18 protein-coding genes and 1 pseudogene are annotated in these 21,909 nt (G+C 72.3%); 8 read left to right on the forward strand and 11 right to left on the reverse strand.

Translation table 11 applies throughout. From position 1 onward, the window contains the following. Nucleotides 1–3: 3 nt before the first annotated feature. The 3 genes and pseudogenes from allB to ABT342_RS24435 form a co-directional block, all read right to left on the reverse strand. On the reverse strand, nucleotides 4–1,356 hold the full coding sequence (gene allB, locus ABT342_RS24420; protein WP_502965603.1) for an allantoinase AllB: 1,353 nt from the start codon (nucleotides 1,354–1,356) through the stop codon (nucleotides 4–6). Nucleotides 1,357–1,404: 48 nt separating this feature from the next. Continuing rightward, nucleotides 1,405–2,929: pseudogene (locus ABT342_RS38265) on the reverse strand (NCS1 family nucleobase:cation symporter-1). Nucleotides 2,930–3,128: 199 nt separating this feature from the next. Continuing rightward, a complete protein-coding gene (locus ABT342_RS24435) occupies nucleotides 3,129–3,860 on the reverse strand; it encodes an aspartate/glutamate racemase family protein (RefSeq protein WP_351577669.1) in 732 nt (243 codons plus the stop codon). 222 nt (nucleotides 3,861–4,082) lie between these two features. Between ABT342_RS24435 and ABT342_RS24440 the strand changes: the two genes are divergently transcribed. Further along, nucleotides 4,083–4,886, forward strand: a complete 804-nt coding sequence (locus ABT342_RS24440) for an IclR family transcriptional regulator (RefSeq protein WP_351577672.1) — start codon at nucleotides 4,083–4,085, stop codon at nucleotides 4,884–4,886. Between the two features lie 179 nt (nucleotides 4,887–5,065). On the opposite strand, the gene ABT342_RS24445 is transcribed toward ABT342_RS24440, so the two are convergent. Then, nucleotides 5,066–5,743, reverse strand: a complete 678-nt coding sequence (locus ABT342_RS24445; RefSeq protein WP_351577675.1) for an ABC transporter ATP-binding protein — start codon at nucleotides 5,741–5,743, stop codon at nucleotides 5,066–5,068. Beyond that, nucleotides 5,740–6,804, reverse strand: a complete 1,065-nt coding sequence (locus ABT342_RS24450; protein WP_351577678.1) for an ABC transporter permease — start codon at nucleotides 6,802–6,804, stop codon at nucleotides 5,740–5,742. The genes ABT342_RS24445 and ABT342_RS24450 overlap by 4 nt, the downstream gene beginning before the upstream one ends. Nucleotides 6,805–6,928: 124 nt before the next feature. Here ABT342_RS24450 and ABT342_RS24455 point away from each other — a divergent pair, with 124 nt between their 5' ends. Both ABT342_RS24455 and ABT342_RS24460 read left to right on the forward strand, forming a co-directional pair. After that, the gene (locus ABT342_RS24455) at nucleotides 6,929–8,113 is read left to right on the forward strand and encodes a sensor histidine kinase (RefSeq protein ID WP_351577681.1); all 1,185 of its coding nucleotides are present in this window, start codon (nucleotides 6,929–6,931) and stop codon (nucleotides 8,111–8,113) included. Further along, entirely contained in the window at nucleotides 8,110–8,736 is a 627-nt protein-coding gene (locus tag ABT342_RS24460; RefSeq protein ID WP_351577684.1) for a response regulator, read from the forward strand. The genes ABT342_RS24455 and ABT342_RS24460 overlap by 4 nt, the downstream gene beginning before the upstream one ends. Before the next feature lie 11 nt (nucleotides 8,737–8,747). Here the strand turns inward: ABT342_RS24460 and ABT342_RS24465 are convergent, their stop codons facing one another. From ABT342_RS24465 to ABT342_RS24475, 3 genes are all read right to left on the reverse strand, one after another. Further along, nucleotides 8,748–9,488 carry a class I SAM-dependent methyltransferase gene (locus ABT342_RS24465; RefSeq protein ID WP_351577686.1) on the reverse strand — a complete coding sequence of 247 codons (741 nt, stop codon included), beginning with the start codon at nucleotides 9,486–9,488 and terminating at the stop codon, nucleotides 8,748–8,750. Between the two features lie 201 nt (nucleotides 9,489–9,689). Next, nucleotides 9,690–10,016, reverse strand: a complete 327-nt coding sequence (locus tag ABT342_RS24470; RefSeq protein WP_351577688.1) for a DUF5955 family protein — start codon at nucleotides 10,014–10,016, stop codon at nucleotides 9,690–9,692. Nucleotides 10,017–10,152: 136 nt separating this feature from the next. Continuing rightward, complete coding sequence (locus ABT342_RS24475; protein WP_351577690.1) at nucleotides 10,153–12,078, reverse strand: serine/threonine-protein kinase; 1,926 nt, start codon at nucleotides 12,076–12,078, stop codon at nucleotides 10,153–10,155. A 157-nt stretch (nucleotides 12,079–12,235) separates the two neighbouring features. Here ABT342_RS24475 and ABT342_RS24480 point away from each other — a divergent pair, with 157 nt between their 5' ends. From ABT342_RS24480 to ABT342_RS24490, 3 genes are all read left to right on the forward strand, one after another. Further along, complete coding sequence (locus ABT342_RS24480) at nucleotides 12,236–12,844, forward strand: nucleotidyltransferase family protein (protein WP_351577693.1); 609 nt, start codon at nucleotides 12,236–12,238, stop codon at nucleotides 12,842–12,844. A 238-nt stretch (nucleotides 12,845–13,082) separates the two neighbouring features. Further along, the gene (gene aceB, locus ABT342_RS24485) at nucleotides 13,083–14,705 is read left to right on the forward strand and encodes a malate synthase A (RefSeq protein ID WP_351577695.1); all 1,623 of its coding nucleotides are present in this window, start codon (nucleotides 13,083–13,085) and stop codon (nucleotides 14,703–14,705) included. Between the two features lie 386 nt (nucleotides 14,706–15,091). After that, entirely contained in the window at nucleotides 15,092–16,411 is a 1,320-nt protein-coding gene (locus tag ABT342_RS24490; RefSeq protein WP_351577697.1) for a TolB family protein, read from the forward strand. 97 nt (nucleotides 16,412–16,508) lie between these two features. On the opposite strand, the gene ABT342_RS24495 is transcribed toward ABT342_RS24490, so the two are convergent. Next, nucleotides 16,509–16,955, reverse strand: a complete 447-nt coding sequence (locus tag ABT342_RS24495) for an anthrone oxygenase family protein (protein WP_351577699.1) — start codon at nucleotides 16,953–16,955, stop codon at nucleotides 16,509–16,511. Nucleotides 16,956–17,046: 91 nt separating this feature from the next. Between ABT342_RS24495 and ABT342_RS24500 the strand changes: the two genes are divergently transcribed. Continuing rightward, a complete protein-coding gene (locus tag ABT342_RS24500) occupies nucleotides 17,047–17,625 on the forward strand; it encodes a TetR/AcrR family transcriptional regulator (protein ID WP_351577702.1) in 579 nt (192 codons plus the stop codon). 175 nt (nucleotides 17,626–17,800) lie between these two features. Here the strand turns inward: ABT342_RS24500 and ABT342_RS24505 are convergent, their stop codons facing one another. Together ABT342_RS24505 and ABT342_RS24510 are read right to left on the reverse strand one after the other, a co-directional pair. Beyond that, nucleotides 17,801–18,829: a fibronectin type III domain-containing protein gene (locus ABT342_RS24505; RefSeq protein ID WP_351577704.1), complete on the reverse strand. Its 1,029-nt coding sequence runs from the start codon at nucleotides 18,827–18,829 to the stop codon at nucleotides 17,801–17,803. 99 nt (nucleotides 18,830–18,928) lie between these two features. After that, nucleotides 18,929–21,055: a hypothetical protein gene (locus ABT342_RS24510; RefSeq protein WP_351577707.1), complete on the reverse strand. Its 2,127-nt coding sequence runs from the start codon at nucleotides 21,053–21,055 to the stop codon at nucleotides 18,929–18,931. A gap of 143 nt (nucleotides 21,056–21,198) precedes the next feature. Here ABT342_RS24510 and ABT342_RS24515 point away from each other — a divergent pair, with 143 nt between their 5' ends. After that, nucleotides 21,199–21,789 carry a TIGR03086 family metal-binding protein gene (locus tag ABT342_RS24515; RefSeq protein ID WP_351577710.1) on the forward strand — a complete coding sequence of 197 codons (591 nt, stop codon included), beginning with the start codon at nucleotides 21,199–21,201 and terminating at the stop codon, nucleotides 21,787–21,789. The last annotated feature ends 120 nt before the right edge of the window (nucleotides 21,790–21,909 follow it).

Below are 21,909 nucleotides of genomic sequence, written 5' to 3' on the forward strand. Positions count from 1 at the left end.
GTTTCAGTTGTTCCTTTCGAGCAGCCGGCCGGAAGGCTCGGCGAGGGTGCCGTTCTCCACGATCCGCGTGCCGCGCAGCCATGTCGACTTGACGACACCCTGCAGGGTCTTGCCGGCGTAGGCCGTGACCTGGTTGCGGTGATGGAGTTCGGCCGGGTCGACGGTGAAGGTCTCGTCGGGGGCGAGGACCGCGAAGTCGGCGTCACGGCCGGCCTCGATGGCCCCCTTCTGGCTCAGGCCCGCGAGCTCGGCCGGGGCGGCCGACATCCAGCGGACGACGTCCTCCAGCGAGTGGCCGCGGCGGCGCGCCTCGGTCCAGATGGCCGGGAGGCCCAGCTGGAGGGAGGAGATGCCGCCCCACGCGGAGGCGAAGTCGGGGGTCTTCAGATCGGTCGTGCAGGGCGAGTGGTCGGAGACGATGCAGTCGATCGTCCCGTCGGCCAGGCCCTCCCACAGGATGTCCTGGTTCTCCGCCTCACGGATCGGCGGGCAGCACTTGAACTCCGTGGCCCCGTCCGGGACTTCCTCGGCCGTGAGGGTGAGGAAGTGCGGGCAGGACTCGACGGAGATCTTCACGCCCTCCGCCTTCGCCGCGGCGATCAGCGGCAGCGCGTCGCTGGACGACAGGTGCAGCACGTGCACCCGGGCGTTCAGCCGCTTGGCCTGGGCGATCAGGTTCTCGATCGCGGTGTTCTCGGCGTCGCGGGGCCGGGAGGCGAGGAAGTCGGCGTACGCGGGACCGCTCTTCTGCGGCGCGGCGGCCAGGTGGTGCGGGTCCTCGGCGTGCACGATCAGCAGTCCGCCGAAGCCCGCGATCTCGGCCATGGAGCGGGCGAGCTGCTCCTGGTCGAGCTCGGGGAACTCCTCCACGCCCGAGGGCGACAGGAAGCACTTGAAGCCGAACACGCCGGCCTCGTACAGCGGACGCAGGTCCTTGACGTTGTCCGGGATGGCCCCGCCCCAGAAGCCGGTGTCGATGTGCGCCTTGGGCTCGGCGACCTCCTGCTTGGTGCGCAGGTTGTCGACCGTGGTGGTGGGCGGGAGGGAGTTGAGGGGCATGTCCAGCAGCGTGGTGATGCCGCCCGCGGCCGCCGCGCGGGTGGCCGTCCAGAAGCCCTCCCACTGGGTGCGACCCGGGTCGTTCACATGGACATGGGTGTCGACGAGGCCGGGGAGGACGACGTCGTCCCCGAAGTCCTCGAGCCGGGCCCCGGCCGGCACCTCTGCGTCGTACGGCAGTACGGCCGCGATCTTCCCGTCGGCGACGGCGACCGAGGCGGCGCGCGTCCCTTCGGGGGTGATGACGCGTGTCGAGCGCAGTACCAGGTTCACGTCATTGACGTCCAGATCGGACACCCGTGCCCCTCACTTCCATTCGTTCAGACATTCGGCTGCAGTAAAAATTCAACGAACTGTTGAAGGAGTCTTCACGTCGGACTCCGGTCCGTCAAGACCCACCCCTCCAGAGTCCTCCACGTCCGTGACCTGCGCAGGGATGATCTCTTCGGCCATCTCCCCGGCGATCCGGCGACCTCGCGAGCGCAGCTGGTAGATGGCTCCGGCGATGACCATCCCGAAGATCCAGGAGAACGGGGCCACGTCCTCGAAGCCCTTCACGAGCGCCAGGACGGTTGCCACGACGGCCGCGGGGACGAAGGCGATCAAGGCTTCCGGGTTGAAGCCGCGGCGGTAGTGGTACGGGCCCGACGCGTCGGCCGAGAACAGCGCGTCCATGTCGATCCGGCCGCGCCGGACCCAGTAGTAGTCGACCAGCAGGATGGCCACCATCGGGCCGAGGAAGGCCCCGAGAGCGCCCAGGAAGTACTGGATGATCACCGGGCTGGAGTAGAGCTTCCAGGGCATCACGACGATCGCCAGGACCGCCGTGATCAGGCCGCCCTTCTTTGAAGTCGAGGTACTTCGGGGCGAGGTTCGCGAAGTCGTACGCGGGCGAGACGAAGTTCGCGACGACGTTGATGCCGACGGTGGCGACGATGAACGACAGCGCGCCGACGATCGTGACGACCGGGTTGTCGATCTTCTCGATGACCTTGACCGGGTCGTAGATCGCCTCACCGAAGACCGAGATCGTCCCGGCCGTGACCAGCACGGCCACGACGGCGAAGGCGGTGAAGTTCACCGGCAGGCCGAGCAGATTGCCGCGCCGGTAGGAGCGGTGGTCGGGGGTGAAGCGGGCGAAGTCGGCGTAGTTCAGGACCAAGGTGAGGAAGGTCGCCACGGTCAGGCTGACCGCGATCAGGGACTGGTGGACCTGGTCGGCGGGGCTGAGGTCGGTCAGCGACTGGGTGAGCGAGATCCCGTCCGCCTTCCAGACCAGGTAGACGGCGAGCGCGACCACGACCAGCCAGACGACCGGACCGGTCGCGAAGTCCTGGACCTTGCGGATGAACTCCATGCCTCGGGTGAGCAGGACCGCCTGCAGCAGCCACATCAGCAGGAAGGACACCCAGCCGAGGGTGGAGAGGCCGAGGACGGAGTTGTGGTCGTACGCCGCGAGGTCCGGGGCAACCTGGATCGCGAGCAGCACGACGGCCTCGGAGGCGAGCCAGGTCTGGATGCCGTACCAGGCCACGGCCATGATCGCGCGTATCAGCGCCGGGATGTTCGCCCCGTACACCCCCCAGCTGGCGCGGGCGAGCACGGGGAAGGGGACGCCGGTCCGGTGGCCCGCGTGCCCCATCTTGTTCATCATCCAGTGGACGATGGTGATACCGAGCAGCAGGGAGAGGAAGACCTCCCAGACGGGCAGTCCGAGGACGAAGAGGCTGCCGGCGAAGGCGTAATTGCTGATCGCGTGAGTGTCGGACATCCACAGGGCGAAGATGCTGTACGTGCCCCACTTGCGTTCCTTCGCGGGGGCGAGGTCCTCGTTGAGGAGGCGGGGATCCGGCTTCCAGGGTGTTGCCACGTGCCCTCCATCGAGCGGTGTGGAAGTGCGCTTCCACAGGACGGTGCCTTGAGGGTGTTGCTGGGGAACGGGGTGCGGTCGCCCGGCCGCCGCTGCTCGGCGCGGGTTCGGCGTGAGGTGCGTGAGGTCGGCGCGAGTGGGTAGCTCGGCGCGGGTGAGGACCTCGGCGTGGGTCGGGACCTCGGCTCAGGTGCGGAGCTCAGCCCAGGTGCTGATGCAGCGGCCAGGACCCGATGGTCTTGGGCCGGGGCGGCGCGAAACTGCGCGCCTTGCTGGTGGTGAGTCCGAGGGAGACGAGCGACTCGGCGAATTTCACGGCGGCGGCGACCCCGTCCACCACGGGTACGCCGAGCGCCGCGGAGACCTTCTCCTGAAGGCCCGCCATGCCGCCGCAGCCGAGGCAGACGACCTCGGCCCGGTCCTCCTCGACGACCTTGCGGGCGGTCTCGATGATCACCTCGACCGTCCTGGCCTCGTCCTCCTCCAGCTCCAGCACGCCGAGCCCGGTGCCGCGCACCGATGCGCAGCGCTGGAGCAGCCCGGCGGTCAGCAGCCGGTCCTGGATCTGCGGCACCGCGCGGTCGAGCGTGGTGACGACGCCGTACGAGTGCCCGAGCATCAGCGCCATCTGGGCGGCCGACTCGGTGATGTCCAGGACGGGGACGTCGAGCAGCTCCTGGGCGCCCTCCCGACCGGGCTCGCCGAACCCGGCCATGACCAGGGCGTCGTACGGCTCGTCAAGGGCGGCGAGGCGGTCCAGTACGGCTGCCGCGCTGAGGTAGCCCTCGAAGTGGCCCTCGATGGACTCGGGCCCCCACAGGGGCTGGGTGGCGAGGATTTCGGTGCCGGGACTCGCGCTCGCCTCGGCGGTGGACCGGATCGACGCGGTCATCGATTCGGTGGTGTTGGGGTTCATGACGACGAGGCGCACGCACGCTCCACACGCTTGGATGTTTCCACAAAGTGGAATGGAAATTTCGCTTGGCAGAACGTAGCTATACACAGTTGTAGCGTCAAGAGATCGTCGGAGGTGACCGCCAACACACGGACAAACGTGCCCTGACCGGCAAAGACGCCTTGACGCGGGCGATGTGCCGCAGGCAAGCGCCCGGTAGGCTGACAACTTGCCCGCCCGCCTGAAAGGACCGTTGACGTGCCGACGTCCAGCGCCAGCACCACCGACGCCGCCAAGCCCGCCGCGAACAGCGGTGGCGTTCAGTCCCTTGAGCGCGCCTTCGATCTTCTTGAGCGGATGGCCGACGCCGGGGGCGAGGTCGGGCTGAGTGAACTCTCCGCCAGCAGCGGGCTCCCGCTGCCCACCATCCACCGGCTGATGCGCACGCTCGTCGCCTGCGGTTACGTCCGCCAGCAGTCGAACCGCCGCTACGCCCTCGGCCCGCGCCTGATCCGCCTCGGCGAGTCCGCCTCCCGGCTGCTCGGCACCTGGGCCCGCCCGTACCTCGCCAGGCTGGTCGAGGAGACCGGCGAGACGGCGAACATGGCGCTGCTCGACGGCGACGAGATCGTGTACGTGGCGCAGGTGCCCTCGAAGCACTCGATGCGCATGTTCACCGAGGTCGGCCGCCGGGTGCTGCCGCACTCGACCGGCGTGGGCAAGGCGCTGCTGGCCCACACCCCGCCGGAGGAGGTCCGGGCCCTGCTCTCCCGCACCGGCATGCCGGCCGCCACCGAGAAGACGATCACCACCCCCGAGGGCTTCCTGGACGCCTTGGAGGCGGTCCGCCGCACCGGTTACGCGGTCGACGACAACGAGCAGGAGATCGGGGTCCGCTGCCTCGCGGTCCCGGTGCCCAACTCTCCCACGGCCGCGGCGATCTCGATCTCCGGCCCGGCGGGCCGGGTGACCGAGTCGGCGACGGACAGGATCGTCCCGATCCTCCAGACGGTCGCGAAGGAACTCTCGGAGGCCCTGGCGAACACGGCCGCGCAGGGCTGAGCCCATCATCAAACGCCGGCGGGGCTGGAACTGGGGCTGAGCCCCACTTCCAGCCCCGCCGGCGTTTGAGGCGCGAGGTCTGGGGGCTTGCCCCCAGTTGCGGGAAGGGGCGGGTAGGGGAACAGGCCCGCCGCAGGCACCCCCACCCGCACCGCCCGACCCACGCGCACCGCCCCCGCCTACCCCACCGGCACCCGCAGCGTGCCGTCCACCATCGTCACCACCCGGTCCGCCCGCTCCAGGTGCGTCCGGTCGTGCGTGACCAGCACCGTCGCCGTCCCCCGCTCCCGGGTCAGGGAAGCCAGCAGATCCAGCACCACCGCCCCCCGCTCGTGATCGAGCGCACTCGTCGGCTCGTCGACCAGCAGCACCGAAGGCCCGTTCATCAGCGCCCGCGCGATATTGACCCGCTGGCGCTGGCCGCCCGACAGCTGATGCGGCCGCCGATGCGCCTGGTCCTCCAGTCCCACCGCCGCGAGCAACTCCCTCGCCCGGTCCCGTACCTGACGAGGACCCCGCCCCGAGATGTGCCCCATCACCTGAAGCTGCTCCAGAGCGGTGAGCGAGGCCAGCAGATTCGGCTGCTGGAACACCATCCCGATCCGCTCCCGGCGCAGCGCGGACTTCTCGGCCCGGCTCAGCTCCCCGGTATCCGTTCCGGCCACGACGACCCGCCCCGCGTCCGCCGTGACCAGCGTCGCCGCCACCGCGAGAAGGCTGGACTTGCCCGAGCCGGACGGGCCGACCACGGCCGTGAGCGAGCCCGCCCGTACCTCCAGCGAGACCGTGTCGAGCGCGGTCAGGCGCCCGTCCCCGTCCGGGTAGGTCAGCGTGACATCGTCGAGCAGCAGGGTCATCGGGCACTCCCGAGCGCGGTGAGAGGGTCGACGGCGGTGATCCGCCGGATGGACAGGGCAGCCCCGAGCACACCGAGGGCGATCATCACGGCGGCCGGTACGAGGACGGTCAGCGGTTCCATCACGAACGGCACGTTCCCGCCGCTGACGAGCACCCCGATCCCGGCGGCGAGGCCCGTCCCGAGCAGCGTGCCGGCGCTCAGCATCAGCACGGCCTGTCCGAGTGCGTCCTTCAGCAGATACGGCGTCGCGGCACCGAGTGCCTTCAGTACGGCGATGTCGGCGCTGCGCTGGATGGTCCAGACCGTGAAGAAGGCGCCTATGACGAGGGCGGAGATGGCGAAGAGGAAGCCGCGCATCAGCTGCAGGGAGCCGTTCTCGGCCTGGTAGGACCCTATGGCGGTGAGCGCGTCGTCGACGGTCCGGGTCTCTGTCCCGGCGGCCTTGTCCCCGGCCGCGAAGTCCGCTCCCGCGCCCGTGCGCAGGGCGATGACCGTGGCGGTCTCGCCGCCCCCGAGCGCCTGCCAGTCGTCCAGGGCGAGCCACACCACGGGCGTATGGCTGTACGAGACGTCACCCGCGACCTCCGCCACCGTGACGTTCCGCGAACCGATCCGCAGGGTCTCCCCCGCGCCGGTCCCGAGCTCCTCGGCCGCCTGCGCGGAGAGCACCGCCCGCCCCGGCCCCACCCGGCCCGGCGCGATCCCCGCGTCCGCCTCGACCCCGAAGGCCGACACCGCCGCCGTACGGTCACCCGCCGCCGCGTTGAGCGTACGGATGCCGACGGGCTCGGCGGATGTCACTCCGGGCCGGCCCGCCCACTCCCGCCACGCCTTTTCCGTGACCGTCGAGTTGGTGAACGACACCGACTGGCCCGAAGGGGGCGCGGCGAAGGCGATGCGGTCGGCGGGCAGCCCGGTGACGGCGGAGATGTTCTCCCGCGCCAGTCCCGCCGTCAGCCCGGACAGCAGCCCGACGAGCAGGGTGATCAGCACGATCACACTGCCCATGAGCGTGAACCGTCCCTTGGCGAATCTCAGATCTCTCCATGCCACGAACATGGTCATCAGCCTGCGGGCACGGGGGCCGTGCGGGCATCGCGCAACGGTTGGCCCCGTAATCAAACTTTCGGTTGACTGCCCGATCGGGTGATGGCCGGTCCACCCGGCCTACGCTGGACGAGTCATGGATCCCGGTTCGCTCACCCCCGCCCTGCGTGTCCTGCGCCTCTGTCTGCACCTGCTGATGGCGGCGCTGCTGGCGCTGGCGGCGGTACGGGCCGTGGCGGCCAACGACCCGGACGCGGCGGCGGTCGTCGCCGCCGCCGTGCTGACGGGCGCGGTCTACGCGGCGGGCTCCTTCGTCCCCTCCGTGCGCGCGACGCGCGCCGCGGCGGCGCTCTGGCTGGGGGCGCTCTGCACGTCCTGGCTCGTGCTGCTGTGGCTCACGCCGGACGGCCTGTGGGTGGCCTTCCCGCTGTACTTCCTCCAGCTGCACCTGCTGCCGATGCGCTGGTCCCTGCCCGCCGTCGCGGCGACGGCGGGCCTCGCGATCCTGTCGTACGTGCGCCATGGCGGGCCGCTCGGCCCCGGTGCGGTCATCGGCCCGCTGCTGGGCGCGGCCGTCGCCGTCGCCACCGTGCTCGGCTACCAGGCGCTGTACCGGGAGAGCGAGCGTCATCGGCAGCTCGTCGAGGAGCTGATCTCGACGCGCGCCGAGCTGGCCGCCGCCGAGCGGCACGCGGGCACGCTGGCCGAGCGGGAGCGGCTGGCCCGCGAGATCCACGACACCCTCGCCCAGGGGCTCTCCTCCATCCAGCTGCTGCTGCGCGCCGCCGAGCGGACGCTGCCGGGCGACTCCCCCGCCGCCGAGCACATCGGGCAGGCGCGGCAGGCCGCACAGGACAATCTCGCCGAGGCGCGCCGTTTCGTCCGCGCGCTGTCCCCGCCGGATCTGGAGCACGGTTCGCTCGCGGGGGCGCTGGAGCGGCTCGCGCGCACCGGCCGCCCGGGTCCGCGCGTGCGGTTCTCGGTGAGCGGCACGCCGGTGCCGCTGCCGACGCCGTACGAGGTGGCCCTGCTGCGGATCGCGCAGTCGGCGCTGGCGAACACGGTCCGGCACGCGGGCGCCGAGCGCGCCGAGATCACGCTGACCTTCATGGACGCGTCCGTGACACTGGACGTGGTGGACGACGGGAAGGGCTTCGAGCCGGCCGCGGAGTCCCGCCGCGCCGAGGAGGGCGGCTTCGGCCTGCCCGCGATGCGCGCGCGGGCGCGGTCGCTGGGCGGCACCTTCACCGTCGAGTCGGCGCCGGGCCAGGGCACGGCCGTCGCCGCCACCCTGCCACTGCCCCTGGGAGACACCTCATGACCGTCCGTCTTCTGCTCGCCGACGACCACCCCGTCGTACGGGCCGGACTGCGCGCGGTCCTGGACACCGAACCGGACTTCACGGTGGTCGCGGAGGCCGCCACGGCCGAGCGCGCGGTCGAACTGGCCGCCGCCGGTGGGGTCGATGTCGTTCTGATGGACCTTCAGTTCGGCGGCGGCATGCACGGCTCGGAGGCCACTGCCGCGATCACCGCCCGGCCGGACGCTCCGCGCGTGCTGGTACTCACGACGTACGACACGGACGCCGACATCATCGCGGCGGTCGAGGCGGGCGCGGCGGGCTATCTGCTCAAGGACGCCCCGCCGGAGGAGCTGGCGGCAGCGGTACGGACGGCCGCGGCCGGCCGGTCGGCGCTGGCGCCCGCGGTCGCGCACCGCCTGATGGACCGGATGCGTACGCCGTCGGAGGCGCTCACCAAGCGCGAGCTGGAGGTCCTCCAGCTGGTCGGCGAGGGCCTGTCCAACCAGCAGATCAGCAAACGGCTCTTCCTGAGCCAGGCGACCGTGAAGTCCCACCTGGTCCACATCTACGCCAAGCTGGGCGTCGACTCCCGTACGGCGGCGCTGGCGGCGGCGACGGCCCGTCGGCTGATCCGGCGCTGACGGGACACCCCCTAGACCTTGCGGGCGAGCACCAGCGCGGCACGCGGGCTGCCGTCGGCCCTGCGCCCGAGCCCGTCCAGCGGGCGCGACTCCACCGCGAAGCCGACCCGTTCCAGCTCGGCGCGTACGTCCGGGAGCCGGAACGTGCGGTAGTACATGACGAACCGGGGGCGCCACAGCAGGTTGCGCGCCCGCATGGCCGTGTCGAAGCCGAGCGTCGCCCAGTACGGCCACGAGCCGACGCGGGGCGGTGCGCCGACCGGGAACGCGAACACCCCACCGGGCCGCAGCACCCCGTACACCTGCGCGAACAGCCCCGGCCGCTCGCGCGGCAGGAAGTGTCCGAACGCCCCGAAGCTCATGGCCAGGTCGAAGTCCGGCCCGAACGGCAGCCGCCGTACGTCGGCCCGTACCCACTCCGCGTCCGTCAGGTCCTTGGCGTCCGGTGGGGTGGCGCGCCTGGCCACGTCGAGCATGCCCGCGCTGAAGTCGACGCCGACGACGCGTTCCCGGCACACCTCGCGCAGGACGCGGGTGCCCGCCCCCGTGCCGCAGCAGACGTCGAGCCCGGCGCGGAAGGGGCCGAGGGGCCGGAGCGCCCGCTCGACCTCGTCGAGGATCCGCTCCGGCGTACGGAAGGGCGTCGCGTCGAACTTCGGCGCGAGCAGGTCGTAACCGTGCTCGACCGAGGACAGCGCCTGGACGGTGAGCTCGCGGAGGGTGGGCGGCTGGGGCCGCTGGGAGGTGACCATCGCCTTCAGCGTACGAGACCGGGAGCGGGACGGACCGGGAGCGGGACGGACCGGGAGCGGGACGGACCGGGAGCGGGACGGACCGGGAGCGGGACGGACCGGGAGCGGGACGGACCCGGGTCGCGACGGACCCGGGCCGGTAAGCGCCCGCGTCGGATCTCACCCGCGTCGGGACGCAGTGGCGGTCGGGGCGGCCCGGGGTCAGGACTTCCCCTCGCCGAACAGCTCCACCGCGATGCGCACCTGCGCGAGCCCCGTCGCGAGGGCGCTCACCGAGCCGATGGACCCGGCGATGAGCAGTAACGAGCGGCGCAGCCGGAGGATCTCCGGTACGCCGCCCGCCGCCGCCATCGCGTCCATCGCGGCCAGTTCGTCCTCGGCGACCCCCCGGTCGGTGAACTCGGCCGGGTATCCGGCCAGTTCGCGGCGGAGTCGGGAGACGGCGGCCCGTAACTGCGTGACCCTCGGGTCCTCGCCGCCGCCGTTCCCGTCCTTCCCGCCGGTCCCTGTCACCCGCGTCTGCCCCATGCTCCGCAAAGAAGCCCCCTCGCACGTCGTTGTGCCTGCCCGGTGTCGACGACCCGCCGGACGATGGTCAGACGCCTGGGGCCGCGGGCAAGTTAACGCCATCCGCGGCGGAGCACGCCACTCCGCGGTACGAATTTCAGCTGGACGTGTCCACTTCCATCGCCCCGCGCCAGACCCTCAGGTCCATCTTGATGTAGTTGCTGGGGTCCGACTCCGGGGCGAAGCCCTTCACCGAGATCAGCCCGACGTCGCCCGCGCTCGTCAGCAGGCAGAGCCGGGTGGTGGAGGAGAGCTTGTTCCGCTCGATGTACTGCGTGTACCGCGTCTCGGTGCGGCAGGTTTCCAGCGTCCCCTCCTGGCCGGTCTGCAGCATGATGAGCTTGGCGCCATTGTCGGCGGAGAGCCCGAGGTCGTACTCGATGTCACCGTTCTCGTTGTTCACGGGCTTCACCGGGTTGTCGGCGAGCGCCAGCTCGTAGCCGCTGGTCAGGTCGATGCCGTTGTAGTCGACGGGGGTCGGGTCGGGCTTCGGGCCGCTGGACTCCGGGGTCTCGCCCTGGCTCCCGCCGCCGCTCGCGGCCACGTCGTCCCCGGTCGGGGTGCCGCTGGGGCCGGGCTCCTTGCCGGTGTCCTTGCCGGTGTCCTTGCCGGTGTCCTGGTTCTGGGAGGCCTGGTTGCCCTTGCCCTTGTCGGCGTTCTTCGAGATCAGGTAGTACGCCGTGCCGGCGCCGGCGATGCCGAAGACCAGCACCGCGGCCAGCGCGATCAGGCCGACGCGCTTGCCGGTCTTCTTCTTGGCGGGCGCCTGCGGCCCGGTCGGGGGCTGCCCGTGGGCGAACGGGGGCGGCGTGGGCCCGGGTCCGTAACCGGCGGGCTGCGTGGGCCCGTACGCCCCCGATCCGTGGACCGGCGGCGGGGTCGGGTGCTGGGCCGACGCCTGCCCCGGTCCCTGGCCCTGGCCCGGCCCCTGGTACGGAGCGGCGGGCGCGGGCCCGAAGCCGGGCGGCGGGGTGGCCGGGGCGACCGGGGTGGTGGGCACGTACGCGGCCGGGGTGGCGGCCGCAGGCGCGGCCGTGGGGGGCGTGGCGGCCGCGGGCGTGGCGGGCGGGGTGCTCGGCGGAGCCGGGGTGGTGGCCGCGGCGGGGGCCGGTGCGGCGGTTCGTACCGTGATGTCCGCCGCGACCGCGCCCGGCAGCCAGTCCTCGGGCCTGCGCAGCACGGTCTCCGCGTTCGCGTCCTGGCAGATCTGGATGATCTCGGCGATCGAGGGCCTGGCGTCCGCCTCCTTGGCGAGGCAGCGCGTCACCAGTTCGAGCAGCCGCTCCGGTACGCCGGTGAGGTCGGGCTCCTCGTGGACGATGCGGTAGAGCACGCCGTGCGAGGTGCCCTCGCCGAACGCGGGCGAGCCCGTCGAGGCGTACGCCGCGACCTGGCCGAGCGCGAAGATGTCGGTCGCCGGGGTCACCTTGCGCCCCGCGGCCTGCTCCGGCGCCATGAACGACGGGGTGCCGATGGTGACGCCGCTGCCGGTGAGCGAGGTGGCGTCGGCGGCGCGCGCGATGCCGAAGTCGATGACGCGCGGACCGTCGGCGGCGAGCAGGACGTTGGAGGGCTTGAGGTCGCGGTGCACGATGCCCGCGCCGTGGATGACGTGCAGCGCCTCGGCGATACCGGCGACCAGCAGCAGCACGGCCTCGACCGGCAGCGCCCCGTGCGCGAGGACCGCTTCGGCCAGCGAGGGCCCGGGGACGTAGGCGGTCGCGAGCCAGGGCTGCGCGCCGTCCGTGTCGGCGTCGATGACGGGCGCCGTGTAGAGCCCCTGGACGCGCTGCGCGGACGTCACCTCCTGGGCGAACCGCCGCCGGAATTCCGGGTCCTGGCTGAAGTCGGGGCGGATCACCTTGATGGCGACGGGACGTCCCCCCGGGGTGTACGACAGGTACACCTTGCCCATACCGCCCGCGCCGAGCCGTGCCGCGAGCCGGTACCCGGCCACGGTCTTCGGGTCGTCGGCCTCCAACGGCTGGAAGACGCTGTCCCGTTGCGGCTGCCGACTGCTCATTTTCTCTTGTCTCCCACGGTCCCCACGGATCCCCACGGATCTGACGGTCAACTCCGGTTGTCGCAAACGGCACCCTATCCAAGGCCGAACACGGCCCGACGCGCCTTCGGGCGCATTCCATGCCCATTCATGAGGTAAGCAGGGGAACATGGCACACATGGCACACACTTCAGACAAACCGCAGGTCGCGGGCCTGGTTCTGGCGGCGGGCGGCGGACGCCGGCTCGGCGGACGCCCGAAGGCACTACTGGAGCACCGCGGCCGCCCCCTGGTGGAGAACGCGGTGCGCGTACTCTGGGCGGGCGGCTGCCGCACCGTGCACGTGGTGCTGGGCGCGGCGGCGGACGAGGTGCTGCGGCGGGCCGATCTCTCCGGCTGCGTCGTGACGGTGAACCCGGACTGGGCCGACGGCATGGGCTCCTCGCTGCGGGTGGGCCTCGCGTCGCTCGTCGCGGCGGGCGAGAAGGACGGGGCGGTCGTCTCCCTGGTGGACCAGCCGGGCATCGGCGCGGCGGCGGTGGCCCGGATCGTCGCCGCGTACGAATCCCCCGCGTCGCTGGTGTCGGCCGCGTACGACGGCAGGCGCGGCCATCCGGTGCTGTTCGGCGCCCGGCGCTGGGCGGACGTCGCGGCGGGGGCGTCCGGCGACCGGGGCGCGCGGGACTACCTGGCGGCGCATGAGAGCGAGATCACATTGCTGGAGTGCGGTGATGTGGCGGAGGCATACGACATCGACACACCCGATGACCTGGCGCATCTGGAATAAGCATCGAGTGAGCGGCGTGGCACCGAGCGCCACGATATGTCGACCCAGAGAATCTCGATGTCAACAGACCATTGAACTTCCACTATGCGATAACTACTATCCACTGTTCAGAAGCACCTGAAACAACAAACGGCGCCCTTGGCCGTACCTTCGGAGCCCTGGCACTGCGTGCCATCTGCGGCGTACCCGGCGGCCACTCGGCACCGCCCGTGAAGCTCGCTGAAGGAAGTGACAGCTCATGTCCGCACCAGCGCCGTCGCCGCTGGCCATCGTCGAAGCCGAGCCCCTGCCGAGGCAGGAGGAGGTCCTCACCGACGCGGCACTGGCCTTTGTGGCCGAGCTGCACCGCCGGTTCACGCCCCGCCGTGACGAGCTCCTCACCCGCCGCGCCGAGCGCCGCGCCGAGATCGCCCGCACCAGCACCCTCGACTTCCTCCCGGAGACCGCACAGATCCGCGAGGACGAGACCTGGAAGGTCGCGCCGGCCCCGGCCGCGCTGAGCGACCGCCGCGTCGAGATCACCGGTCCGACCGACCGCAAGATGACCATCAACGCCCTGAACTCGGGCGCCAAGGTCTGGCTCGCCGACTTCGAGGACGCGTCCGCCCCCACCTGGGAGAACGTCGTCCTCGGCCAGCTCAACCTGATCGATGCCTACGAGCGCCGGATCGATTTCACCGACCCCCGCACGGGCAAGTCGTACGCCCTCAAGTCCGCCGACCAGCTCGCCACGGTCGTCATGCGCCCCCGCGGCTGGCACCTGGAGGAGCGCCACCTGCGCTTCGACGGCCGCCCGGTCCCGGGTGCGCTGGTCGACTTCGGCCTGTACTTCTTCCACAACGCGAAGCGGCTGATCGACCTCGGCAAGGGCCCCTACTTCTACCTCCCCAAGACGGAGTCGCACCTGGAGGCCCGCCTCTGGAACGACATCTTCGTCTTCGCCCAGGACTACGTCGGCATCCCGCAGGGCACTGTCCGCGCGACCGTCCTGATCGAGACGATCACGGCGGCGTACCAGATGGAGGAGATCCTCTACGAGCTCCGCGACCACGCCGCGGGCCTCAACGCCGGCCGCTGGGACTACCTCTTCTCGATCGTCAAGAACTTCCGTGACGGCGGCGCCAAGTTCGTCCTCCCGGACCGCAACGCGGTGACGATGACGGCTCCGTTCATGCGCGCGTACACCGAGCTCCTCGTCCGTACGTGCCACAAGCGCGGCGCCCACGCCATCGGCGGCATGGCGGCCTTCATCCCCTCCCGCAAGGACGCCGAGGTCAACAAGGTCGCCTTCGAGAAGGTCAAGGCCGACAAGGACCGCGAGGCCGGCGACGGCTTCGACGGCTCCTGGGTCGCCCACCCCGACCTGGTCCCGATCGCCATGGCCTCCTTCGACGCGGTGCTCGGCGAGAAGCCGAACCAGAAGGACCGCCTGCGCGAGGACGTCTCGGTGGCCCCCGGCGACCTGATCGCCATCGACTCCCTGGACGCCCGCCCCACGTACGAGGGCCTGCGCAACGCCGTCCAGGTCGGCGTCCGCTACATCGAGGCGTGGCTGCGCGGCCTCGGCGCCGTCGCCATCTTCAACCTGATGGAGGACGCCGCCACCGCCGAGATCTCCCGCTCCCAGATCTGGCAGTGGATCAACGCGGGCGTCGTCTTCGAGAACGGCGAGACGGCCACCCCGGAGCTGGCCCGCAAGGTCGCGGCCGAGGAACTCGCCGCGATCCGCGCGGAGATCGGCGAGGAGGCCTTCGCGGCCGGCAAGTGGCAGCAGGCCCACGACCTGCTGCTGCACGTCTCCCTCGACGCCGACTACGCGGACTTCCTGACCCTCCCCGCGTACGACCAGCTGGTCGGCTGACCCTCTCCTGGTACGACGCTGGTTGGCTGACCCGCACAGCAGCCGAGCAGCACCGCTGGACCCGCACCACCCGACGCCCCCCGTATCGCACAGCACGGGGGGCGTCGTGCGTGGTGCTGACCACGGCGGCTCGTGAGCGTGACCGTTTTCCGCCAGACTGTCCGAACGGAGGACCACCCTCCGATACGGCCCGGAGTGGGCGGTGGCCTCGCACGGAGCGTGGTGCGCGGCCCGGCCTCGTCCGCCCGGAAGCCACGGGTCCGGGGGCGAGGGAATCGGCCGACTTCCGCGGGGCCGGTGCCTCGGGGCGGACCGGGCCCCAGGCTTGGGGACGGGGGGCGCGGGGCGCACGCCGGCGTGCCCGAGGACCATACGGAGGGGGAACCATGCGTACAGCCATGAGCACGGTCGTCGCCGCGTTACTGGCGACGGGATCCGCACTGCTCCCGGCGGCGGGGCAGACGCCGCACACCGAGCGGGTGAGCACGGCGTCGGACGGGGCGCAGGCGGATCTCGGGGGCGACGGCGCGGCGATCAGCGCGAACGGACGGGTCGTGGCGTTCACGTCGGAGGCGACCAACCTGGTGCCCGGGGACACCAACGGACAGGCGGACGTCTTCGTCCGCGACCTGCGCACCGGGCGGACCGAGCGGGTCAGCGTGGCGAGCGACGGCACGCAGGGGGACTCCTACTCGTACGGCCCCTCGCTCAGCGCCAACGGCCGCTATGTCGCCTTCGCGTCGCATGCGGCCACGCTCGTCCCCGGTGACGACAACGAGGCCACCGACGTCTTCGTGCACGACCGCAGAACCGGCCGCACCGAGCGCGTCACCGCGGGCGGCGGGCCCGGCGCGCGGGACTCCGACAACCCGGTCCTGAGCGCCGACGGGCGGTACGTGGCGTTCTCGTCCGCCCGCGACGATCTGGTGCCCGGGGACACCAACGGGGTGAACGACATCTTCCGCCGCGACCGGCGCGCGGGCACGACCGAACGGGTGAGCGTGCGCAGCGACGGCGCGCAGGGCACGGGCGCCTCCCGGGTGGATCCGGTGATCAGCGCGGACGGCCGCCGGGTGGGCTTCGTCTCACGCTCCAACCTGGTGCCCGCAGCGGAGACGGACCATGGGCCCGGCGACCCGCGCAGGCCTCGCCTGTACTTCATGTACGTCCGTGACGTCCCGACCGGGCGGACCATGGTCGCCAGTGCCACCTCGACCGGGGAGCCGGTCGGCGCGTCCGCCATCGCGCTGAGCCCGGACGGGCGGTACGCGCTGTTCTCGGCCCTCTCCGCGAACGTCGTCCCCGGTGACCACAACGGCGAGATGGACGTCTTCGCCAGGAACCTGGGCACCGGGGCCGTCGCACGGGTCAATGTCGCCCACGACGGCACCGAGGCCACCGGCGGCGATTCGACCCAGGCCGTCTTCAGCGCCGACAACCGCCGGGTGCTCTTCGTCTCGGGCGCCACCAACCTCGTCCCGGGCGACACCGGCGGCGTCCAGGACGCCTTCGCACGCGACCTGCGGACCGGAGCGGTCGAACGGCTCTCGGCGCCGCACGACGACTCGGCGCCGTCCGGCTACGGTCCGGGCTCCGTCGCCCTGGACGCGGCGGGACGCACGGCCGTCTTCGACGCGGACGGCGACAACCTCGTGCCCGGGGACACCAACGGACGCCCGGACGTGTTCGTGCGCCGGTTGCGATGACAACAGGTCCCTGGGGCGCGTAGCGGGTCGTGATCAATGAGCGGGTTCTCCCCTCGGCCCTGCTGGAGGGCCTGATCGCGGAGGCCGCGAAGCGGGGTCAGGCGAGGGCGGCGACCAGCAGGGTGAAGGCGGCGATGATGACGGCGACGCGGACGTAGTGGAAGCGTTCCCAGCGGTTCAGCTGCTGCTTCCAGTCGGCGGGCCGGTTCTCGGGGGTCCACGTCTTGTTCCGGTTGTTGATCGGGACGAGCAGCAGAATCGACATGATCACGCTGAGGATCAGCAGCGCGCCGGCGGTGACGACGAGGCCGGTGCCGTGGTGGTTCCATCCGGCGACGACCCAGACCGCGACGAGGACGAGCGAGCCGATGTACCAGACCGGCATCACGGCGCCGAGCATCCGGCCCCCGTGGGCATGGCCGAGTTGGCCGCTCTCCTCGGGGAGGGCGTTGAGGATCCGGTTCATGACGAAGGCGACGGAGAACTCCACCCCCACCATCACCCCGACGACCACGGTGGTGAACACCTCGAGTGCGTTGAGCATGATGACCCCTCCAGAGATCTAGCGCTGCTAGGCGATGAGGTAACGCTAGTACTTCTACCGCTCGATTGTCTAGCGGTGCTAGGATCGAATCATGTCGGTACAGGAACGCAAGCAGCGCGAACGGGCGGAGCGCGAGCGCCTCATCGTGGCGACGGCCCGCGAACTCGCCGAGCAGCAGGGCTGGGACGCGGTCACGACCCGCCGGCTCGCCGAGCGCATCGAATACAGCCAGCCCGTCCTCTACAGCCACTTCCGCGGCAAACGCGAGATCATCGGCGCCGTCGCCCTCGAGGGTGCCACCGAGATGGCCGCGGCGGTGCGGGCCGCGACCTCCGCCGCGGACGGCCCCCGCGCCCGGGTCGCCGCCCTGGCCCGCGCCTACCTCGACTTCGCCGCACGCAACCCGGCGGTCTACGACGCCTTGTTCCAGCTCGACGGCGGCCTGGCGTACGCGCGGGAGGACACCCCGGAACCTCTGAAGGACGCCTTCGCCGCCCTGCTGGAGACTCTCGGCGAGGTCGCCGGCGACGGCGTCCATCCGGGGGTGTTCACCGAGGTGTTCTGGGCGGCCCTGCACGGGCAGGCGACCTTGACCCGGGCGGGACGGCTGCCGCCGGAGTACACCGAGCAGAGGGTGCAACTGCTGGTGGACCGGCTCGCCATGGTCTGACACACCATCCCGGCGGGCACGCAGCCGGGGCCCTCGGGCCCCGCTCCCTGCCCGCGGCATCGCCTCCGGTCACTCGCGCCCGCACCGCGCAGCCGCAGATCGCCGCGCCCCGCACACCGGACGGGCACCCGCCCCGCAAGCCGCGATACTCATCGATCACGACCCGATACGCGTCCTAGGACCTGTCCTCCGGATCCGGCCGGCCCGCTCCGGAGGACGGGCCCTGGCCGACCACGACCGTGCGCTGCGCCGAGAAGTCCCCCCAGTTCCCGTCCGGGAGCTTGGCGCGGAGCTTGACGGAGTAGCGGGTGCCCGGCTTGTCGGTGACCGTGAAGCTGTACGTGGCCCGGCCGGTCGGGGGCTCGCCGCCCCAGACGATCGTGGTGGCGAACTCTCCGTTGAGGTGGAGCTGGTGCTCCTTGACCGGGGCGCCGGTCCTCGGTGGGATCCACGTCAGGTCGACCGTGTGGGCGGCGGGGCCGGTGGTGCGGAGCGTCGCCGTCAGGGCGGTGGGCGCCGTACTGGGGGCGGCTCCCGGAGCCGAGGCGGTCGTCAGGTCGACCGGGCGGCTGTCGGGTGAGGAGTTGTCGGACGCGTCGCGGGCCCGGACGGTGAAGGTGTAGACGGTCCCGGGGCGCAGACCGGTGACGCGGGCGGTGGTCGTGGCGCCGGGCACGCTGTGGACGCGGGAGTCGGCCTGGTAGATGTCGTACGCCGTCACCTTCCGGTCGTCCGAGGACCGCCCCCAGGTCAGGGTGACGGAACCGGCCCCCTGGACGCGGCCGTTGACGTCGGTGGGGCGTGTGGGGGGCCGGGTGTCGGCGGGGGTCCGGGCGAGGGTGGTGACGGGGACGGGCGCGCTGTGGGGCGAGGCGTTGCCGGCGGCGTCGAGGGCGCGGACCGTGAAGGTGTACGGGGACGAGGGCGCGAGGCCCTCGATGTCGATCATGTGCTTGGCGGCGGGGACCGACACCACCCTCTTACCGGTGCGGAAGACCTCGTACGCCGTGACGGCGCGGTCGTCGGTCGACCGGTCCCACATGACGTGCACCGAGGTGGCGCTGCCGGCCTGGGCGGTGACGCCGCTGGGCACGGAGGGGCTGCGGGTGTCCTTGTCACGGCCGGCGGTGCCGCAGGCGGTGAGCAGCAGAGCCGTCGTGGCGGTCGCAGCTGTCCACACGAGGGGGTGCAGGGCGCGTCGCATCGGCCGCCTCCGTAGTCTCCGTACGCCGGAGCATTGGTCCAGACCTGTATGTCACAGGAGTTCCGCGCCCCGCAAGGGGCACTTCACCGCTTCACCGCTTCACCGCTTCACCGAGGACTGGGCGCGCTTCGCCGCGTGGGCCGCCATGTCCGCCACATGGCGGTCGGGGTGACGGTGTGCCAGGTCCTCCAGGATGCGCAGCGCGCCGGCGGGGTCGGCCTGGGCCAGGGCCGGGAGCAGGGTGCTCGCGCCGCCGGGCCAGCTGGTGGCCGCGGTGTCGAAGGCGTCGAGGAGGGCCGTGGGGGCCGGGGCGGGCTCGCGGTCGGCGGTGGCGGCCTCGACGTAGGCGCGCATGTCGTCCATGCGGCGCAGGTCGAGGTCTTCGAGGAGGAGGGCGGCACGGGCGGTCAGGGGGACGGGGTCCTCGGGGGTGGCTTCGCCGCGGGACTGGAGGACGCGGTGGGCGTGGGCGCCGGTGAGGGGGTCGGGGAGGGCGGCGCGCAGGGCCGTGGTGGGGATGGCCGCGAGGTCGAGGCGGGCGAAGAGGGCTGGGGTGGGGGTGTCGTGGAAGTCGGCGGACATGGCGGCGGAGACGGCCGCGAGCAGCTCGGTCCAGGCCGCGTCCGTGCCGCCGTGGGCGGCCGCCCACGCGGACAGGGTGGCGGCGGCGATCTGCGGGGGCCAGTAGCGGACGGCGGCGATCGTCCCGGTGGCGTCCCAGGTGGCGGCGGTGGCCGCGTCGGGGGTGGCGACCCGGGCCGCGTGGAGGGTGTGGCGCACGACGGCGCTGCCGAGCGGGGTGAGCCCGTAGGTGTCGCCGGTGCGGAAGACACAGCCGGTCCCGGCGAGTTGGTCGACGACTTCGGCCAGGGCCCTCGCGTGGGCGTCGAGGTCCGTGCGGTCGGCGTCGGTGAGGGCGGGGACGCCGAGGAGGGTGGAGAGCTCGGCCGGTGAGGGGGTCGTGTACGGGGCGGGGGGCGGGGCGGCGGGGCCCGGGGCCGGGGCTGGGACCGGGGCGTCCTCGAGGTCGGGTGAGACCTTCAACTCGGTGAGGGCGGAGGCGGTGCGGGCGATGGAGGCGGGCGTGCAGCCGCGTTCGTAGAGGGTGTAGAGGATGTGCCCGGCACCGAGCGCGTACTCCTGCTCCGGGTCGGAGACGCCTGGGATGCGCTCGATCACGGCGGCCAGGATGTCGGCGCCGAGTTCGGTCAGCTCCTGCGGGGTGCCGTCGGTCCAGACCGTTGCGGCCGGGCCGGGGAACCCGCAGCGTTCGGCGAGGGGACGCAGCTCGTCGCCCTCGGTGGCAGCCGCCAGCGCGGCGGGGACCGGGGCCGCGTGCAGCAGGGCGCGGATCTCGTCGGGAGCGGGCAGCGCGGGCGGCGGGGGCAGGGGGATGGCGGAGTCGCCGTAGTAGTCGAGGTGCTCGCCCAGCAGCACGTCCGCGAGCACGAAGTGCGGGAGAGCCTCGGGGCCGGGGGCGAGGTCCGCGTGCTGGTCGGCGAGGGCGTCGTTCAGGCCGGCGGCCGTCCACGCGTCACCGATCTCGGTCGCGATGCGCTCCAGGTCGTCCGCGTGCGAGCCGCCGAGGGGTGGGCCGGTGAGCAGGCGGCCAGCCGGGGAGGGCTTGTCGACGTCGCGGGCGTAGGCCGCGAGCAGGGCCTCCGTGAGCAGGGCACGTGCGGCGAAGGTGCGCCCCGCGACGTCGAACCGGGACACCGCCTCGGGAAGGGCGGGCCGCTCCGCGTGCGGGGTCCGGGCGTAGGCGTCCAGCCAGCCGCGTACGGCGTCCGGGTCGTCGGCGTCGACACCGTCCGCGCGCAGGAGCGCGGCGTACCGGCGGGGCCAGGTCAGGTTCAGCGGATCACCCATCGCGCGCTCGAACTCCGGCAGCGCCTCCTGTACGGCGGCGACCAGGCGGGCATGGCGCTTGGCGTTGAGGCGGCCGGCCGCGCGTACGTGGTCGGCGAGCGCCGCCAGTACGTCGCCCGTCGCGGCGAGCTCGGGGCCGGTCGTCGTGAGCAGCAGCGGGAGGTCCTCGTGCAGCACGCGCCGCAGGAGCTGCGGCGTCGGCTCGGGCACGCCCGCCCTGCGGTCCGCGCCCCGCAGGGCCAGCATCGTCAGTACGGCGTCGGCGGGGCGGGCGGGCAAGGGGGTGCCGCGCTCCTCGTCGGCCCAGGCGAGGAACGAGTCGAGTCCGGTGTTCAGAGCGGCTGCGCTAAGGGTCACTTGGGGAGCCTATGGGTGCGATGGCGGGGCAGGCCGGTCCGGCGAGTGGGAGATCGTCCGATCAGGTGACCGAGGACGCGGCGGGCGGCGGGCCGACCGGAGGCTGACCGATGAGTTCCGGGGCGGGCGGGAGTCTGCCGGTCATGGAGACGAACAACGTGGATCTTGGTCCGGTCGCCGCCGGCATGGCACGGCTCGCCGAAGGCATCGACGACGCGCAGCTCGGGGACGCGACCCCGTGCCCTGCCTATACCGTACGGGAGCTGCTCGCCCACGTCGTCGGACTGTGCACCGCGTTCCGCGACGCGGGGCGCAAGGATCTCGGGCCGACGACCGACACCGATCCGGAAACCGTCGAGTACGTGCTGGACGCCGGCTGGCGTACGGAGCTTCCCCGGCTGCTGGAGGAGCTGACGGCGGCATGGCGCCGCCCGGACGCCTGGGAGGGCTTCACCCGGGCCGGCGGCATCGACCTGCCCGCCTCCGTCGCCGGGCAGATCGCCCTCAACGAGCTCCTCGTGCACGGCTGGGACCTGGCCCGCGCCACGGGCCAGGACTACGCCCCCGACGAGGCGAGCCTGGCGGTGTCGTACGCGCTGCTGGAGCCCGACGAGGACGACCAGGGCCGCGAGGGAATGTTCGGCCCGGTGGTGCCCGTGGGACCGGGCGCGTCGCTGCGCGACAGGGTGATCGGCCTGAGCGGCCGCAGGCCCGACTGGAAGCCGGGGAAGTGACTGGGGGCGGGGGGCGTTCCGGCGGGGGCGCCTGCAGGGGGCGGGGGGCGCCTGCGGCGGGCTTCTCTCCCCGCCCCGCCCCTTCCCGATAACTGGGGGCTTCGCCCCCAGACCCCCGTA

Source organism: Streptomyces sp. NPDC000410 (assembly GCF_040300305.1).
Taxonomy (GTDB): domain Bacteria; phylum Actinomycetota; class Actinomycetes; order Streptomycetales; family Streptomycetaceae; genus Streptomyces.

Coding starts and splice junctions, on each gene's coding strand:
- ABT342_RS24460 (WP_351577684.1), top strand. CDS start 8,110: ATGACCGTCCGTCTTCTGCTCGCCGACGACCACCCCGTCGTACGGGCC.
- ABT342_RS24470 (WP_351577688.1), bottom strand. CDS start 10,016: ATGGGGCAGACGCGGGTGACAGGGACCGGCGGGAAGGACGGGAACGGC.
- aceB (WP_351577695.1), top strand. CDS start 13,083: ATGTCCGCACCAGCGCCGTCGCCGCTGGCCATCGTCGAAGCCGAGCCC.
- ABT342_RS24500 (WP_351577702.1), top strand. CDS start 17,047: ATGTCGGTACAGGAACGCAAGCAGCGCGAACGGGCGGAGCGCGAGCGC.
- ABT342_RS24450 (WP_351577678.1), bottom strand. CDS start 6,804: ATGTTCGTGGCATGGAGAGATCTGAGATTCGCCAAGGGACGGTTCACG.
- ABT342_RS24515 (WP_351577710.1), top strand. CDS start 21,199: ATGGAGACGAACAACGTGGATCTTGGTCCGGTCGCCGCCGGCATGGCA.
- ABT342_RS24465 (WP_351577686.1), bottom strand. CDS start 9,488: ATGGTCACCTCCCAGCGGCCCCAGCCGCCCACCCTCCGCGAGCTCACC.
- ABT342_RS24490 (WP_351577697.1), top strand. CDS start 15,092: ATGCGTACAGCCATGAGCACGGTCGTCGCCGCGTTACTGGCGACGGGA.
- ABT342_RS24445 (WP_351577675.1), bottom strand. CDS start 5,743: ATGACCCTGCTGCTCGACGATGTCACGCTGACCTACCCGGACGGGGAC.
- ABT342_RS24495 (WP_351577699.1), bottom strand. CDS start 16,955: ATGCTCAACGCACTCGAGGTGTTCACCACCGTGGTCGTCGGGGTGATG.
- ABT342_RS24480 (WP_351577693.1), top strand. CDS start 12,236: ATGGCACACACTTCAGACAAACCGCAGGTCGCGGGCCTGGTTCTGGCG.
- ABT342_RS24505 (WP_351577704.1), bottom strand. CDS start 18,829: ATGCGACGCGCCCTGCACCCCCTCGTGTGGACAGCTGCGACCGCCACG.
- ABT342_RS24475 (WP_351577690.1), bottom strand. CDS start 12,078: ATGAGCAGTCGGCAGCCGCAACGGGACAGCGTCTTCCAGCCGTTGGAG.
- ABT342_RS24455 (WP_351577681.1), top strand. CDS start 6,929: ATGGATCCCGGTTCGCTCACCCCCGCCCTGCGTGTCCTGCGCCTCTGT.